Consider the following 16,503-nt stretch of genomic DNA (forward strand, 5'->3'; position numbering starts at 1 on the left):
TGGCTTCAGGCGGGCTCCATGTCGTATTCGAGGCCGACGACGACATCAGCCTCCATGACAAACGTTTTGCCGATTACACGGAACTTGCTGCCGTCTTGAACAACATAATCACCTACCGCGATGACCTCGCTGATGTCAACGCAACCCTCCTGGGCTTGGGGCTGGTTGATGCCATTGACTTTAAAAGTGAGCTTCGGTTTGTTCGCCATTTTTGCACCTCATTGACTACCAGAATAATGTTTGCCTCTCCCGATGCTTACCGTGTTTAACCATACTCGGCAGAGCGCGGGGGAGTCCGTGGCAACGTTAGGGTGATCTCAGATGGGGCGATACTGTCAGAATTGACAGTTGCGACGAATGGCCCCCAGCGTATTTTTTTCTTAATTGCACGCTGGGGGTAAACAGACTCTATTAAGACTTCGGCGTATTCGGCTTGTAGTCCTGCAACAACAAATACGTACTCCACCCCCACCAGTCATTCGTCCAGTGCTTGTCGTTCAGGTCATTCACATCCTTGCGACGCAGCACCTTGTCTCCCTCCGTCTTGAACAGCGGCGAAAAATTATTCGCCGGGTTCTGCGCTGCATTCAGGTCCGGCACATACAACGGCGCCTTGAAGTTGGCCGGGGACGGCGCGACACCGCTGATGAAAGTTTCGAAAATTTCATCCGCCGAAGCCTGCACCGCACGTTTGACCTGCAGCCGATTGTCCGCATCAATCGCGTCGAAGTAGCGCTTGTCCCCATAGGCGTGCCACTGATCGCCCATGGCGTTACGCACCTTGAGCCCGAACTTGCTGTCTTCGTCGTGCATGAAGCGGCTGATCAGCGAGCCAAGCTCACCGGGTGTCACCACGGCGGCGAGTTGTTTGCGCGGTACGCGCAGATGGCCGGCCGAGAACAGGTCGGTCAAAAAGTGATCAGCAAAACTGTTCATCGCATACGCCAGTTCCAGCGCCTGGTCGGTGCCGGTCTGGTGCGCCACGACGGCTTGTTGCAGTGCCGCCGTGTGCCCCGCCAGGTAGGCTGACAGCGCCCATTCACCGAAATGGTCGGCATTGTCCGCCGCCAGTTTCAGATAACGTCCCAATGGAATCAGCGCCGAGACTGCGCTGCCGCCGCCAGTGATGCGGTTCCATTCCTCGGACAACGTATCACCCAAGGCGTCGTAGGCTTCATGGGCTTGTTTGCCGTCCTTGATCGCCTGCTTGACCGCAGTGATCTCCTTTTGCATCACCGCGAGGATCTTGTGCGCTTCTTCCCGTGAGGCGGGCAGTACTGCCAGGCTGTTGAAGGCGGCGGTAAAGCGTTGCACGCGGTCGGCAGGGGAGGCGCCATCGCTGATCGGTTGGCCGGGGATGCCATAGAAGTCGCCGCCCAGGGCGATCACCTGGCCATAGGTCAGCGCCAGCCCGTTGGGCAGGTGCAGCTCGACCTGATGTGCGGGAATCGCCGGGGCGTCCTTGGCGAAGCGCAACAGAGTTTCATCGCCGATGGCAGTGTGTTCACCGCCTTCGAAGCGCAGAGTCGGTGGTTTTTTTTCGGGTGCCGCGAGTTCAAGACCTGACATGTTAGCTCCTTGCTATGCCGTAGGAATCTTCCGTAATAACTGTATGCATATACAGTTAAATCGAGCATAGAGGAAAAAATTCCTACGTCAAGCAGGCGTACATCCACAGCGCCCACAATGAAGTCTGATGAATTGCAGTTGACGAATCTTTTTATAGTTGTACGATGACGTACGACATCATCAAAACCAACAACAACCTTTCGATAGAAAGTCTTCGCCCAGGGTGTTCGAATAATGAATCCACAAGAACTGAAGTCCATCCTTTCCCACGGTCTGCTGTCTTTCCCGGTGACCGATTTCAACGCCCAGGGTGACTTCCACCAGGCGGGTTACATCAAGCGCCTGGAGTGGCTGGCCCCGTACGGCGCCACCGCCTTGTTCGCGGCCGGCGGCACCGGTGAGTTTTTCTCCCTCGCCGCCAGCGAATATTCCCAAGTGGTGAAAACCGCCGTGGATACCTGCGCCACCAGCGTGCCGATCCTGGCCGGTGTCGGCGGTTCGACCCGCCAAGCCATTGAATACGCCCAGGAAGCCGAGCGCCTCGGCGCCAAAGGCCTGCTGCTGCTGCCGCACTACCTCACCGAAGCCAGTCAGGACGGCGTTGCCGCCCACGTTGAAGCCGTGTGCAAATCGGTCAAGATCGGTGTGGTGGTCTACAACCGCAACGTCTGCCGCCTGACCGCGCCGCTGCTGGAACGCCTGGCCGAGCGCTGCCCGAACCTGATCGGCTACAAGGATGGCCTGGGCGATATCGAGTTGATGGTGTCGATCCGTCGCCGCCTCGGTGATCGCTTCAGCTACCTCGGCGGCCTGCCGACGGCAGAGGTTTACGCCGCTGCCTACAAGGCCTTGGGGGTTCCGGTGTACTCCTCGGCGGTGTTCAACTTCATCCCGAAAACCGCGATGGACTTCTACCACGCGATTGCCAAGGACGATCACGCCACCGTTTCCAAGATCATCGACGACTTCTTCCTGCCTTACCTGGACATCCGCAACCGCAAGGCCGGGTATGCCGTGAGCATCGTCAAGGCCGGTGCAAAAATCGCCGGCTACGACGCAGGCCCGGTGCGCACGCCGCTGACCGACCTGTTGCCGGAAGAATATGAAGCCCTGGCCGCGCTGATCGACAAGCAAGGCGCGCAATAACCCATCTACAAGGCCGCTGAGAGATCAGCGGCCTTTTGCGTCAGGAGAAGATTCGTGTCCCAAGCTCAACGTTTTGACAACTACATCAATGGCCAATGGGTGGCCGGTGCCGACTATTGCGTCAACCTCAACCCGTCAGAGTTGCCCGATGTCATTGGCGAATACGCCAAGGCGGATGTTGCCCAGGTCAACGCCGCCATCGATGCAGCCCGCGCGGCATTCCCGGCCTGGTCCACTTCCGGGATCCAGGCTCGCCATGATTCTTTGGATAAAGTCGGCAGCGAAATCCTCGCCCGCCGCGAAGAACTCGGCACTCTACTGGCCCGTGAAGAGGGCAAGACCCTGCCTGAAGCCATCGGTGAAGTGACCCGCGCCGGTAACATCTTCAAGTTCTTTGCGGGTGAATGCCTGCGCCTGTCCGGCGACTACGTGCCGTCGGTTCGACCGGGCGTGAACGTCGAAGTCACCCGTGAAGCTTTGGGTGTGGTCGGCCTGATCACGCCGTGGAACTTCCCGATCGCCATCCCCGCCTGGAAAATCGCCCCGGCCCTGGCCTACGGCAACTGCGTGGTGATCAAGCCCGCCGAGCTGGTGCCGGGCTGTGCCTGGGCCCTGGCAGAGATCATCTCCCGCGCTGGCTTCCCGGCGGGTGTGTTCAACCTGGTGATGGGCAGCGGCCGCGTGGTCGGCGACGTGCTGGTCAATAGCCCGAAAGTCGACGGCATCAGCTTCACCGGTTCTGTGGGTGTCGGTCGTCAGATCGCCGTCAGCTGCGTGTCGCGCCAGGCCAAAGTGCAGTTGGAAATGGGCGGCAAGAACCCGCAGATCATCCTCGACGACGCCGACCTCAAGCAGGCCGTCGAGCTGTCGGTGCAGAGCGCGTTCTACTCCACCGGCCAGCGTTGCACCGCTTCCAGCCGCTTGATCGTCACCGCCGGGATTCACGACCAGTTCGTCACGGCCATGGCCGAACGCATGAAGTCGATCAAAGTCGGCCACGCGCTGAAAAGCGGCACCGACATTGGCCCGGTGGTTTCCCAGGCGCAATTGGACCAGGACCTCAAGTACATCGACATTGGCCAAAGCGAAGGTGCGCGGTTGGTCAGCGGTGGCGGCCTGGTGACTTGTGACACCGAAGGCTACTACCTGGCCCCAACGCTGTTTGCCGACAGCGAAGCGGCCATGCGCATCAGCCGTGAAGAGATCTTCGGGCCGGTGGCCAACGTGGTGCGCGTGGCGGATTACGAAGCGGCGCTGGCCATGGCCAACGACACCGAGTTCGGTTTGTCGGCGGGCATTGCCACCACCTCGCTCAAGTACGCCAACCACTTCAAGCGCCACTCCCAGGCCGGGATGGTGATGGTCAACCTGCCGACCGCCGGTGTGGATTACCACGTTCCGTTCGGTGGCCGTAAGGGCTCATCCTATGGTTCGCGTGAGCAAGGTCGCTATGCGCAAGAGTTCTACACCGTGGTGAAGACCAGCTACATCGGTTCGTAACGCGCAACACCTTGTGGGGCCGGATGCCTACCGGTCCCCACACTGAAAACAGAAAACCATTACCCGCAAAAAAAATAATTAGTGGGAGTACTTCTACATGCAAGCGACCAAGCCGACCCACGTCCGCTATTTGATCCTGCTCATGCTGTTCCTGGTGACCACGATCAACTACGCCGACCGGGCCACCATCGCCATCGCGGGCTCCAGCCTGCAAAAAGACCTCGGCATCGACGCGGTCACCCTCGGTTATATCTTCTCTGCATTCGGTTGGGCCTACGTGGCCGGGCAAATCCCCGGCGGCTGGCTGCTGGACCGGTTTGGCTCGAAAAAAGTCTATGCCCTGAGCATCTTCACCTGGTCACTGTTCACTGTGCTGCAAGGCTATGTCGGTGAGTTTGGTGTCTCCACCGCCGTGGTTGCGCTGTTTATGCTGCGCTTTATGGTCGGCCTGGCAGAAGCGCCATCGTTTCCCGGAAATGCCCGTATTGTGGCGGCGTGGTTTCCGACGGCTGAGCGCGGTACGGCTTCGGCGATCTTCAACTCGGCCCAATACTTCGCCACGGTGTTGTTTGCACCGCTGATGGGCTGGATCGTCTATCGCTTCGGCTGGCAGCACGTGTTTATCGTGATGGGTGTGATCGGCATCGTGTTTTCGCTGATCTGGCTGAAAGTTATCCACAGCCCGCGCCAGCACCCGCTGATCAACGAAGCTGAGTTCAATCACATCGCCGCCAATGGCGCGATGGTCGATATGGATCAGGACAAAGGTAAGGGTAAGAAAACCGACGGACCGAAGTGGGATTACATCCGCCAGTTGCTGACCAACCGCATGATGCTCGGCGTGTACCTGGGCCAGTATTGCATCAACGGTATCACTTACTTCTTCCTCACCTGGTTCCCGGTGTACCTGGTGCAGGACCGTGGCATGACCATCCTCAAGGCCGGTTTCATCGCCTCGTTGCCGGCGATCTGCGGGTTTATCGGCGGCGTGCTCGGCGGGGTGATTTCCGATTACCTGCTGCGCAAGGGCCATTCCCTGACCTTCGCCCGTAAAGCGCCGATCATTGGTGGCCTGCTGATCTCCAGCAGCATCGTGGCCTGTAACTACGTGGATATCGAATGGATGGTGGTGGGCTTCATGGCCTTGGCCTTCTTCGGTAAAGGCGTTGGCGCACTGGGTTGGGCGGTGGTGTCTGACACCTCGCCGAAACAAATCGCCGGCCTCAGTGGTGGCCTTTTCAACACCTTCGGTAACCTCGCGTCGATTACCACGCCGATCGTTATTGGCTACATCATCAGCACCACCGGTTCGTTCAAATGGGCCTTGGTGTTCGTCGGCGCCAATGCGCTGGTGGCGGTGTTCAGCTACCTGGTCATCGTTGGGCCGATCAAACGTGTAGTACTCAAAGAGCCGCCGACCAAAGGGCCTGAGTTGACCAACCTAACCGAAGCGCATTCCTGAGGGGCCGTGTGATGCAGTTGATTGAACATGCCGACTCGCCGCGCTCCATTCGTTTGCACGAACGCGACAACGTGGTGATCGTGGTCAATGACCAGGGCGTTCCGGCCGGGACCGAATTCCCGGACGGCCTGGTGACCGTGGATTTCATCCCGCAGAGCCACAAGGTGACCCTGGAAGACATCCCCGAAGGCGGTCAGATTATTCGCTACGGCCAGACCATCGGTTACGCCCTGGCACCCATCCCGCGCGGCAGTTGGGTGCAGGAGGATCAACTGCGCATGCCCACTGCGCCGCCGTTGGACAGCTTGCCGCTGTCCACCGAGGTGCCTGAGGCCCAGGCATCGTTGGAAGGGTTCACCTTTGAGGGTTACCGCAACGCGGATGGCACGGTGGGCACGCGCAATATCCTTGGCATCACCACCACGGTGCAGTGCGTCACCGGCGTGCTGGACCATGCGGTCAAGCGCATCAAGGACGAATTGCTGCCCAAGTACCCACACGTCGACGACGTGGTGGCGCTGACCCACAGCTACGGCTGCGGCGTGGCGATCACCGCCACCGATGCCTACATTCCGATCCGCACGGTGCGCAACCTGGCGCGCAACCCGAACCTGGGCGGCGAAGCCCTGGTGATCAGTCTGGGTTGCGAGAAATTGCAGGCCGGGCAGGTGATGCACGACAACGACAACTCGGTTGACCTGAGTGAGCCCTGGCTCTACCGGCTGCAGGATTCCAGCCACGGCTTTACCGAGATGATCGAGCAGATCATGGAACTGGCCGAGACGCGCTTGAAGAAACTCGACCAGCGCCGCCGGGAAACCGTGCCGGCGTCCGAGCTGATCCTGGGCATGCAGTGTGGCGGCAGTGATGCGTTTTCCGGCATCACCGCCAACCCGGCGCTGGGCTATGCCTCGGATTTGCTGTTGCGGGCCGGCGCGACGGTGATGTTTTCCGAAGTCACTGAAGTCCGCGATGCCATCTACCTGCTGACGTCTCGCGCGCAAAGCAAGGAAGTTGCCCAGGAGCTGGTCCGGGAAATGGACTGGTACGACCGTTACCTGGCCAAGGGCGAAGCGGATCGCAGCGCCAACACCACGCCCGGCAACAAGAAGGGCGGGTTATCGAACATTGTCGAGAAGTCCCTGGGCTCCATCGTCAAGTCTGGCAGCAGCGCGATCAATGGCGTGCTCGGCCCAGGCGAGCGTTTCAAGGGCAAGGGCCTGATTTTTTGCGCCACGCCGGCCAGTGACTTTGTGTGCGGCACCTTGCAACTGGCGGCGGGGATGAACCTGCATGTGTTCACCACCGGGCGTGGTACGCCGTATGGGCTGGCGATGGCGCCGGTGGTGAAGGTGTCGACGCGTACGGAGCTGGCGCAGCGCTGGCCGGACCTGATCGATATCGATGCTGGGCGTATTGCCACGGGACGGGCGAGCATCGAGGAACTGGGCTGGGAGTTGTTTCACTTTTACCTGGATGTGGCCAGTGGCAAGAAGCAGACGTGGGCGGAGCATCACAAGCTGCACAACGACATCACGTTGTTTAACCCGGCGCCGATTACCTGAACCCGCAATAACCTGTGGCGAGGGAGCTTGCTCCCGCTGGACTGCGCAGCAGGCCTGTTTTTAGGGCCGCTGCGCGCCCCAGCGCGAGCAAGCTCCCTCGCCACAAGCGCTAGACCAGACGAAGCGGCCTACACTGGCTTATCATTAGCCACCTAACGACGCTCACCAAGGTTCTCCCCGGCATGCTGGCAATTTTCCTCACGACCCTGACCATCACCGCGCCGGTGTTTGCCATGCTGTTTCTGGGGGTGCTGCTCAAGCGCATCAACTGGATCAACGACAATTTCATCCACACGGCCTCGTCCCTGGTGTTCAACGTCACCATGCCGGCGCTGCTGTTCCTCGGTATCTTGCATGCCGACCTGCACTCGGCGCTCAAGCCGGGGCTGCTGATCTACTTTGCGGTTGCGACCTTGCTCAGCTTCGCCCTGGCCTGGGGCTGGGCGATCTTTCGTTGCCCGCGTGAAGACCGGGGCATCTACACCCAGGGCGCGTTTCGCGGCAATAACGGTGTGATTGGCTTGGCGCTGGCGGCCAGCATGTACGGTGACTATGGGATTTCCCTTGGTGCGATTCTCGCGGCGCTGGTGATCCTGTTCTACAACACGCTGTCGACCATCGTGCTGGCGGTGTACAGCCCGGTGATCAAGTCCGATCCGTGGAGCATCTGCAAAAGTGTGGTGGCCAACCCGTTGATCATCAGCGTGATCGTGGCGGCACCGTTCGCTTATTTTCAGATTGGCCTGCCGGGCTGGTTGGAAAAATCCATGCAGTATCTGGCCGATACCACCTTGCCGTTGGCCTTGATCTGCATTGGCGGCACCTTGTCCCTGGCAGCGTTGCGCAAGAGCGGCAATAGGGCGCTGAGCGCGAGTTTGATGAAGATGGTCTGGCTGCCGGTGGCGGCGACCTTGGGCGCGTGGTTGCTGGGCTTTCGCGGGCCAGAGTTGGGGATTCTGTTCCTGTACTTCGGTGCGCCGACCGCAGCCGCCAGTTTTGTGATGGCCAGGGCGGCCGAGGGTAATCATGAGCTGGCGGCGGCGATTATCGTGATCACCACCTTGATGGCGGCGGTGACCACGAATATCGGGATCTTCGTGTTGCAGGCCGGCGGCTGGATCTAGCCTTCTTTCTGGTAGGTGTCGATCACTTCCTGGGCGGCGCGGAACGCATCAATCGCCGCCGGCACACCGGCATACACCGCACAATGCAGCAGCGCCTCGCGAATCTCCTCCACGGTACAGCCATTGTTCAGCGCGCCGCGCACATGGCCTTTGAGCTCCTGCGGGCACTTGAGCGCGGTCAGGGCGGCGAGGGTGATCAGGCTGCGGGTTTTCAGCGGCAAGCCTTCGCGGTTCCATACACTGCCCCAGGCGTGCTCGTTGACGAAATCCTGCAGCGGCTGGGTGAACTCGGTGGCATTGCCCAGGGCGCGGTCGACGAACACATCGCCCATGACCTGGCGACGCATCTCAACCCCGGGCTTTTTCTGATCGGTCATTGCGATTCCCTCTTGTGTTGGCGGCGCCAGGCTCGCAGCGTGCTGAACAACAGAAAAGCCACCAGCACTGGCAGGACGTAATACAGCATCAGGTGTTCAAGCTGGGTGGCCAGGGGCATGCCCGTAGTAAAGGCCATCACGTGCAACCCATACGCCAGGTACAGGCCCAGCAACACCAGGCCTTCGGCGCGGGTCACCCGGTACCCGGTGTAGAACACCGGCAGGCACAGCACCACCACGCCGAGCATCACCGGCAGGTCGAAGTCCAGGGCATTGGGCGATACCGACAGCGGCGAGGGCGCGAGCAGCGCGGTCAGGCCCAATACGCCCAGCAGGTTGAACAGGTTGCTGCCAATCACGTTGCCCACGGCGATGTCCCGCTCGCCGCGCAGGGCGGCAATCAGCGAGGTCGCCAGGCATGGCAGCGAGGTGCCGACGCCGATCAAGGTCAGGCCGATCACACGTTCCGACAGGCCCAGGTCGCTCGCCACATCCACCGCCGCGCCCAACAACAAATGGCCGGCCAGCACCAGGATCAGCAGCCCGCCGAGCATCAGCAACACGCTGCTCAGCCAGGGCGCGCGGGCTACGGTGTCCAGTGTGCGTGGGCGGCGGGAATGGCGCGTTTGGTAATGCAGCACGCCGAGGTAGGCGACCAAGGCAACCAGCAACAGCAAGCCATCAAGCGGCGTGAGTTCTTCGTTGGCGGCGAGGGTGAACACCAGCAGCCCGGCCAGGATCATCACCGGAATATCCAGGCGCACCAGTTGGCGTGAGACCCGCAACGGAATGATCAGCGCCGACAGCCCGAGGGTCACGAGGATGTTGAAGATGCTGCTGCCGATCACACTGCCCACGGCGATATCGGTGTTGCCGGCCAGGGTGGCTTGCAGGCTGACGGTCATCTGCGGCGCGCTGCTGCCGAAGGCCACGATCGTCAGGCCGATGATCAGCGGTCGCACCTTGAGGCTCGCGGCCAGGCGCACGGCGGCGCGCACCAGGATTTCGGCGCCGATGATCAGCAGCACCAGGCCGCTGACCAATTCCAGCAGGCTCCAGGGCGAGAGGGCGGTTAATCCGAAAATGGCCAGGGCTCCGTTTAATTGCTTAGCGCTTGTACGCGCACTCGCGCCGTACCGCTGCTGATCATACCCAGCTGCTCGGCCGCCTTGCGTGAAAGATCGATCAGGCGCCCACGGGTATGCGGGCCGCGATCATTGATGCGGACAACCACGGATTTGTCGTTGTCGAGATTGGTGACCTTGACCTGGGTGCCGAACGGCAATTGCCGGTGGGCAGCGGTCAGGGCGTTCTGGTTGAAGGGTTCACCGCTGGCGGTCTTTTTGCCATGGTGCCGGGCGCCGTAATAGGAGGCGGTGCCGGTTTCGTCGTAGCCGTTGGGGTTGATGACGCCGCTGGCGCAGCCGGCCAACAGGGAGAACAAGGCCAGGAGGCCGAGTAGACGCTTCATGCAAGGTGTCCCCGAAAAAGTGCGCCCCCGAAGGGGCGCGTGTCGCTGGTCAGCCTTCGAGCTTGCTTTTCAGCAATTCGTTCACCTGTTGCGGGTTGGCCTTGCCCTTGGAGGCTTTCATCGCCTGACCCACAAAGAAGCCGAACATCTTGCCGCGCTTGGCCTCGTCTGCCGCACGGTATTGCTCGACCTGCTCGGCGTTGGCTGCGAGCATTTCATCCAATACGGCCGAAATTGCGCCGCTGTCGGTGACTTGCTTGAGGCCACGCTGCTCGATGATCTCGTCCGCGCTGCCTTCGCCTGCGGCCATGGCTTCGAACACGGTCTTGGCGATCTTGCCGGAGATGGTGTTGTCCTTGATGCGCAACAGCATGCCGCCCAATTGCTCTGCGGTGACCGGGGCTTCGTCGATTTCCAGGCCCTGTTTGTTCAACAGGCTGCCCAGCTCAACCATCACCCAGTTGGCCGCCAGTTTGGCGTCGCCGGCAATGCTCACGACTTTTTCGAAGTAGTTGGCTTGTTCACGGCTGGAGGCCAAGACGCTGGCATCGTAGACCGACAGGCCGAACTGCGCCTGGAAGCGCTCGCGTTTCTGCTGCGGCAGTTCCGGCAGGGTGGCGCGCACGTCATTGAGGAACGAGTCCTCGATGACCACCGGCAACAAGTCCGGGTCGGGGAAGTAACGGTAGTCGTTGGCTTCCTCTTTGCTGCGCATGGCGCGGGTTTCGTCTTTGTTCGGGTCGTACAGGCGCGTTTGCTGGATGACCTTGCCGCCGTCTTCGATCAGCTCGATCTGGCGGCGTACTTCGCTGTTGATCGCCTTCTCGATGAAGCGGAACGAGTTGACGTTCTTGATCTCGCAGCGAGTGCCGTACTCGGCTTGGCCCTTTGGACGGATCGACACGTTGCAGTCGCAACGCAGCGAGCCTTCGGCCATGTTGCCGTCGCAAATGCCCAGGTAACGCACCAGCGCGTGGATGGTCTTGACGTAGGCCACGGCTTCCTTGGCGCTGCGCATGTCCGGCTCGGAGACGATTTCCAGCAGCGGTGTACCGGCGCGGTTCAAGTCGATACCGGTGGCGCCTGGGAATTCTTCGTGCAGGCTCTTGCCGGCGTCTTCTTCAAGGTGCGCACGGGTCACGCCGACGCGCTTGATGGTGCCGTCTTCCAGGGGGATGTCCAGGTGGCCCTTGCCGACGATCGGCAGTTCCATCTGGCTGATCTGGTAGCCCTTGGGCAGGTCCGGGTAGAAGTAGTTCTTGCGCGCGAACACGTTGTGCTGGCCGATCTCGGCGTCAATCGCCAGGCCGAACATCACCGCCATGCGCACCGCTTCCTGGTTCAGCACTGGCAAAACGCCGGGCATGCCCAGGTCGACCAGGCTGGCCTGGGTGTTGGGCTCGGAGCCAAACGTGGTGGCGCTACCGGAGAAAATCTTCGATTGGGTGGCGAGCTGGGTATGAATCTCCAGCCCGATCACAACTTCCCATTGCATAGTGTTCTCCTCAGAAGCCGGTAGGGGTGCGAGTGTGCCAGTCGGTGTTCAACTGGTACTGGTGCGCCACATTGAGCAGGCGGCCTTCCTGGAAATACGGGGCGAGCAATTGCACGCCGACCGGCAGGCCATCGACGAAACCGGCTGGCATGGACAAGCCCGGCAGGCCCGCGAGGTTGGCGGTGATGGTGTACAGGTCTTCGAGGTACGCAGCCACCGGGTCGCCGTTCTTGGCGCCGAGCTTCCAGGCCGGGTTCGGCGTGGTTGGGCCGAGGATCACGTCGACCTGTTCAAAGGCGGCCATGAAGTCGTTCTTCACCAGGCGACGGATCTTCTGCGCCTTGAGGTAGTAAGCGTCGTAGTAGCCGGCCGACAGGGCGTAGGCACCGACCATGATCCGGCGTTGGACTTCGGCACCGAAGCCTTCGCCACGAGAGCGCTTATAAAGGTCGGTGAGGTCTTTCGGGTTTTCGCAGCGGTAGCCGAAACGCACGCCGTCGAAACGCGACAGGTTCGAGGAAGCTTCTGCCGGTGCGATCACGTAGTACGCAGGAATCGCGTGCTGGTTGTTCGGCAGGCTGATTTCCTTGATCACGGCACCGAGGCTTTCCAGCGTCTTGACGCTGTTGTGCACCAGCTCAGCAATGCGCGGGTCGAGACCGGCACTGAAGTATTCCTTCGGCACGCCGATGCGCAGGCCCTTGAGCGAGGTGTTCAGGCTGGCGCTGTAATCCGGCACGGGCTCATCGATGCTGGTGGAGTCCTGTTTATCGAAGCCTGCCATGCCTTGTAACAAAATTGCGCAGTCTTCGGCGGTGCGCGCCAAAGGGCCACCCTGATCGAGGCTGGAGGCGTAGGCGATCATGCCCCAACGGGAAACGCGACCGTAGGTCGGCTTCAGGCCGGTGAGGTTGGTGAAGGCTGCTGGCTGGCGGATCGAACCGCCCGTGTCGGTGGCCGTAGCCGCCGGCAGGAAGCGCGCGGCAACCGCGGCCGCCGAACCACCCGACGAACCGCCGGGCACGTGCTCCAGGTTCCACGGGTTTTTCACCGCGCCGTAGTAGCTCGACTCGTTGGCCGAACCCATGGCGAATTCGTCCATGTTGGTCTTGCCCAGGGTCACGGCCCCGGCGGCGGCCAGCTTGGACACCACGGTGGCGTCGTAGGGTGCTTTAAAGTTGTCGAGCATCTTCGAGCCGCAGCTGGTGCGAATGCCCTGGGTGCAGAACAGGTCTTTGTGGGCGATTGGAGCGCCCAGCAGCGCGCCATTTTCACCGTTGGCGCGACGTGCGTCGGCGGCCTTGGCCTGGCTCAGGGCCAGCTCTTCGGTGAGGCTGATGAAGCTGTTGACCTTTGGATCGTGCTCGGCGATGCGCGCCAGCAGGGTCTTGGTCAGCTCTTCGGAAGAAAACTTTTTGTCGGCGAGACCGCGGGCGATCTCGGCCAGAGTCATGTGATGCATTGCAGGCTCTTTCCCTTTAGTCGATGACTTTCGGAACCAGGTACAGGCCGTTTTCGACCGCTGGCGCGATGGACTGGTAGGCCTCGCGATTATTACTCTCGGTCACGACGTCTGCACGCAGGCGCTGGCTGGCTTCCAGCGGGTGAGCCAGGGGCTCGATACCGTCGGTATTCACGGCCTGCATTTGGTCGACCAGCCCGAGAATGCTGTTCAGGGCTGCGGTGGTCTGTGGAAGATCGGCATCATTGAGGCCCAGCGAGGCCAGGTGCGCGATTTTTTCCACGTCGGAGCGTTCAAGCGTCATGGGAATCTCCAGTGGAAAACAGAACGGAGGCTGTCCGTGTGTTAGATTGTCGGAACACTACCGCATTTCTACGGTCTTACGGCCGCGATTGTGGGGTTAGGTGCACAGAAAGTCGGCCAATTTAGCACATTGGCGCCTTGCCCAAAATCCCTGTCGTTGTTAGAGTTTGCCGCACTTTTTTACCCACGCGTTGCCTAGGGTCCCTTTCCCATGTTCAAGAAACTGCGTGGCATGTTTTCCAGCGATCTTTCCATTGACCTGGGCACTGCCAACACCCTTATTTACGTGCGCGAGCGCGGTATCGTCCTGAATGAGCCATCGGTTGTGGCTATTCGGACGCACGGTAACCAGAAAAGTGTCGTTGCCGTCGGCACCGAGGCCAAGCGCATGCTCGGCCGTACACCGGGCAATATTGCCGCCATCCGTCCGATGAAAGACGGCGTGATCGCCGACTTCAGCGTCTGCGAGAAGATGCTGCAGTACTTCATCAACAAGGTTCACGAAAACAGTTTCCTGCAGCCCAGCCCTCGTGTGCTGATCTGCGTTCCGTGCAAGTCCACCCAGGTTGAGCGTCGTGCCATCCGTGAATCGGCCCTTGGTGCCGGTGCCCGTGAAGTGTTCCTGATCGAAGAGCCGATGGCTGCTGCGATCGGTGCCGGCCTGCCGGTTGAAGAAGCACGCGGCTCGATGGTGGTGGATATCGGTGGTGGTACCACTGAAATCGCCCTGATCTCCCTGAACGGCGTGGTGTATGCCGAATCCGTCCGCGTCGGCGGCGACCGCTTCGACGAAGCGATCATCACTTATGTACGTCGTAACTACGGCAGCCTGATTGGTGAGTCCACCGCTGAGCGTATCAAGCAGGAAATCGGCACTGCCTACCCAGGCGGCGAAGTGCGCGAAGTTGACGTGCGCGGTCGCAACCTGGCCGAAGGCGTTCCACGTGCCTTCACCCTGAACTCCAATGAAGTGCTGGAAGCTCTGCAAGAGTCCCTGGCTACCATCGTTCAGGCGGTGAAAAGCGCCCTGGAGCAATCGCCGCCGGAACTGGCTTCCGACATCGCCGAGCGTGGCCTGGTGCTCACCGGTGGTGGCGCCTTGCTGCGCGACCTCGACAAGCTGCTGGCCCAAGAGACTGGCCTGCCGGTGATCGTCGCCGAAGACCCGCTGACTTGCGTTGCCCGTGGCGGTGGTCGTGCACTGGAAATGATGGATAAACACACCATGGACCTGCTTTCCAGCGAATAAGCATTTGCTGATTAGCCCATGTTTCGCCCGCAGGCAGCACTTTGCAGTGCTGCCTGTTGGCGTTTATCTTCTTCAATCTGCATCCAGGCCGGTTAGATGCCGTATGAATAAAGAGAACATTTGCCTGGGAGGAGCGGCTTATTAAACCGCTTTTCGCCAAAGGCCCCTCATTGGGCGTGCGCCTGTTGGTGCTGGTCGTGCTTTCGGTCGCGCTGATGGTGGTCGATGCCCGCTTTGCACTGCTCAAGCCCGTGCGCAGCCAGATGTCGCTGGTGTTGATGCAGACATACTGGATCACCGACCTGCCGCAACGTCTGTACCAGGGCGTGGCCAGCCAATTTGGCAGCCGCACCGAACTGGTCGCCGAAAACGAAAAACTCAAGACCGAAAACCTGCTGTTGCAGGGGCGCATGCAAAAGCTCGCGGCCCTCACCGAGCAGAACGTTCGGCTGCGCGAGTTGCTCAACTCTTCTGCGCTGGTCAATGAAAAGGTCGAAGTGGCCGAGTTGATCGGCATGGACCCCAACCCCTTCACCCATCGCATCATCATCAACAAGGGTGAGCGCGACGGTGTGGTCCTGGGCCAGCCGGTGCTCGACGCCCGTGGCCTGATGGGCCAGGTGGTTGAGCTGATGCCCTACACCTCGCGGGTGTTGTTGCTGACGGACACCACCCACAGCATTCCGGTGCAGGTGAACCGCAACGGCCTGCGCGCAATTGCCAGCGGCACCGGTAACCCGGAGCGCCTGGAATTGCGCCATGTGGCGGACACCGCTGACATCAAGGAAGGCGACCTGCTGGTCAGCTCCGGCCTGGGTCAGCGTTTCCCGGCGGGTTACCCGGTGGCGACGGTGAAGGAAGTGATCCACGATTCCGGTCAGCCGTTCGCCATTGTGCGTGCCGTGCCGACGGCTGCGTTGAACCGCAGTCGCTACCTGCTGCTGGTGTTCAGCGACAACCGTACGCCGGAAGAGCGCGCCAACGACGCCGCGCAGGCCCAGGAAGCGGAAGACAAGCAAAACGGTACAGCGCCGATTGTTCCGGCGACTGTGCCCAAGCCGGCATTCGTCGGGCCGCCTGCACCGACGGCGGCTCCGGCAGCGCCCGTCGCCACCCCGGTCAAGCCGGCCGCTCACAACACGCGCCCCGCCAAGCCCGCCGTGACTAAACCACCGGCCGCGACCCCGGCTGCCAAGCCACCGGCAACTGCTCCGGCAACCACGCGGCAGAGGGAGGAATAATGGCCAGTACTCATTCGCGCAACGGCTGGATCGTCTGGCTCACCTTTGCTATCGGTATGCTGCTGAGCGTTTCGCCCTTGCCGCAGTTCATGGAAATTCTGCGCCCGCTTTGGCTGGCGCTGTTGCTGGCGTTCTGGTCGCTGAACCTGCCGCACAAAGTCGGCATGGTCACAGCGATGTTCCTGGGCTTGGCGGAGGATGTGCTCTATGGCACCTTGCTGGGTCAGAACGCGTTGATCCTGACGCTGATCACCTTCCTGGTGCTGTCGTTGCAACAACGCCTGCGCATGTTCCCGATGTGGCAGCAATGCCTGGTGATCCTTGTGATCTTCGGCCTGGCGCAGTTGGTTCAGCTATGGCTGAGTGCGTTGACCGGTAACCGCCAGCCAACCCTGGCACTGGTATTGCCGGCGTTGGTCAGTGCCTTGCTGTGGCCATGGATCAGCTTCGGTCTGCGTGGATTGCGTCGTCGCTATAAAATCAATTGAATGGATTGCGAGGCTCTGCCTGGTTATCGAACCCTACAGGGAGAGTCTGCA

Annotated in this window: 16 protein-coding genes; 8 read left to right on the forward strand and 8 right to left on the reverse strand. The window is 60.8% G+C overall.

The features are described 5' to 3' along the window. Positions 1–5: 5 nt before the first annotated feature. A complete protein-coding gene (locus H096_RS14510; protein ID WP_033899303.1) occupies positions 6–209 on the reverse strand; it encodes a hypothetical protein in 204 nt (67 codons plus the stop codon). A 202-nt stretch (positions 210–411) separates the two neighbouring features. Beyond that, on the reverse strand, positions 412–1,569 hold the full coding sequence (locus tag H096_RS14515) for a phosphatidylcholine-hydrolyzing phospholipase (protein WP_033899306.1): 1,158 nt from the start codon (positions 1,567–1,569) through the stop codon (positions 412–414). A gap of 234 nt (positions 1,570–1,803) precedes the next feature. Here H096_RS14515 and kdgD point away from each other — a divergent pair, with 234 nt between their 5' ends. The 5 genes from kdgD (at position 1,804) to H096_RS14540 (ending at position 8,366) form a co-directional block, all read left to right on the forward strand. After that, positions 1,804–2,715, forward strand: coding sequence for a 5-dehydro-4-deoxyglucarate dehydratase (gene kdgD, locus H096_RS14520; RefSeq protein ID WP_016976228.1), 912 nt, complete (start codon positions 1,804–1,806; stop codon positions 2,713–2,715). Between the two features lie 54 nt (positions 2,716–2,769). Beyond that, positions 2,770–4,215: an aldehyde dehydrogenase family protein gene (locus H096_RS14525; RefSeq protein WP_033899308.1), complete on the forward strand. Its 1,446-nt coding sequence runs from the start codon at positions 2,770–2,772 to the stop codon at positions 4,213–4,215. 97 nt (positions 4,216–4,312) lie between these two features. Then, positions 4,313–5,677: an MFS transporter gene (locus H096_RS14530; protein WP_033899310.1), complete on the forward strand. Its 1,365-nt coding sequence runs from the start codon at positions 4,313–4,315 to the stop codon at positions 5,675–5,677. Between the two features lie 11 nt (positions 5,678–5,688). Next, positions 5,689–7,242, forward strand: a complete 1,554-nt coding sequence (gene garD / locus H096_RS14535; RefSeq protein ID WP_033899313.1) for a galactarate dehydratase — start codon at positions 5,689–5,691, stop codon at positions 7,240–7,242. A gap of 182 nt (positions 7,243–7,424) precedes the next feature. After that, entirely contained in the window at positions 7,425–8,366 is a 942-nt protein-coding gene (locus tag H096_RS14540) for an AEC family transporter (protein WP_033899317.1), read from the forward strand. Here H096_RS14540 and H096_RS14545 read toward each other — a convergent pair. From H096_RS14545 to gatC, 6 genes are read right to left on the reverse strand one after another with little or no spacing between them, the layout of a single operon-like run. Then, complete coding sequence (locus H096_RS14545; protein ID WP_017530104.1) at positions 8,363–8,743, reverse strand: carboxymuconolactone decarboxylase family protein; 381 nt, start codon at positions 8,741–8,743, stop codon at positions 8,363–8,365. The genes H096_RS14540 and H096_RS14545 overlap by 4 nt on opposite strands. Then, a complete protein-coding gene (locus H096_RS14550) occupies positions 8,740–9,786 on the reverse strand; it encodes a calcium/sodium antiporter (protein WP_033899324.1) in 1,047 nt (348 codons plus the stop codon). Before H096_RS14550 ends, H096_RS14545 begins: the two co-directional genes overlap by 4 nt. Before the next feature lie 56 nt (positions 9,787–9,842). Next, positions 9,843–10,214: a septal ring lytic transglycosylase RlpA family protein gene (locus tag H096_RS14555; RefSeq protein WP_016976221.1), complete on the reverse strand. Its 372-nt coding sequence runs from the start codon at positions 10,212–10,214 to the stop codon at positions 9,843–9,845. A gap of 49 nt (positions 10,215–10,263) precedes the next feature. After that, positions 10,264–11,709, reverse strand: a complete 1,446-nt coding sequence (gene gatB, locus H096_RS14560; protein ID WP_033899327.1) for an Asp-tRNA(Asn)/Glu-tRNA(Gln) amidotransferase subunit GatB — start codon at positions 11,707–11,709, stop codon at positions 10,264–10,266. A 10-nt stretch (positions 11,710–11,719) separates the two neighbouring features. Then, positions 11,720–13,171: an Asp-tRNA(Asn)/Glu-tRNA(Gln) amidotransferase subunit GatA gene (gatA, locus tag H096_RS14565; RefSeq protein ID WP_033899331.1), complete on the reverse strand. Its 1,452-nt coding sequence runs from the start codon at positions 13,169–13,171 to the stop codon at positions 11,720–11,722. A gap of 16 nt (positions 13,172–13,187) precedes the next feature. After that, on the reverse strand, positions 13,188–13,475 hold the full coding sequence (gatC, locus tag H096_RS14570) for an Asp-tRNA(Asn)/Glu-tRNA(Gln) amidotransferase subunit GatC (protein ID WP_010213142.1): 288 nt from the start codon (positions 13,473–13,475) through the stop codon (positions 13,188–13,190). 210 nt (positions 13,476–13,685) lie between these two features. Here gatC and mreB point away from each other — a divergent pair, with 210 nt between their 5' ends. From mreB to mreD, 3 genes are all read left to right on the forward strand, one after another. After that, on the forward strand, positions 13,686–14,723 hold the full coding sequence (mreB, locus tag H096_RS14575; RefSeq protein ID WP_002555108.1) for a rod shape-determining protein MreB: 1,038 nt from the start codon (positions 13,686–13,688) through the stop codon (positions 14,721–14,723). Between the two features lie 140 nt (positions 14,724–14,863). After that, positions 14,864–15,964, forward strand: coding sequence for a rod shape-determining protein MreC (gene mreC / locus H096_RS14580; RefSeq protein ID WP_080642464.1), 1,101 nt, complete (start codon positions 14,864–14,866; stop codon positions 15,962–15,964). Next, entirely contained in the window at positions 15,964–16,452 is a 489-nt protein-coding gene (mreD, locus tag H096_RS14585) for a rod shape-determining protein MreD (RefSeq protein WP_016976217.1), read from the forward strand. The genes mreC and mreD overlap by 1 nt, the downstream gene beginning before the upstream one ends. Positions 16,453–16,503: the final 51 nt, after the last annotated feature.

The organism is Pseudomonas sp. FH1 (assembly GCF_000510895.2).
GTDB lineage: Bacteria > Pseudomonadota > Gammaproteobacteria > Pseudomonadales > Pseudomonadaceae > Aquipseudomonas > Aquipseudomonas azotoformans_A.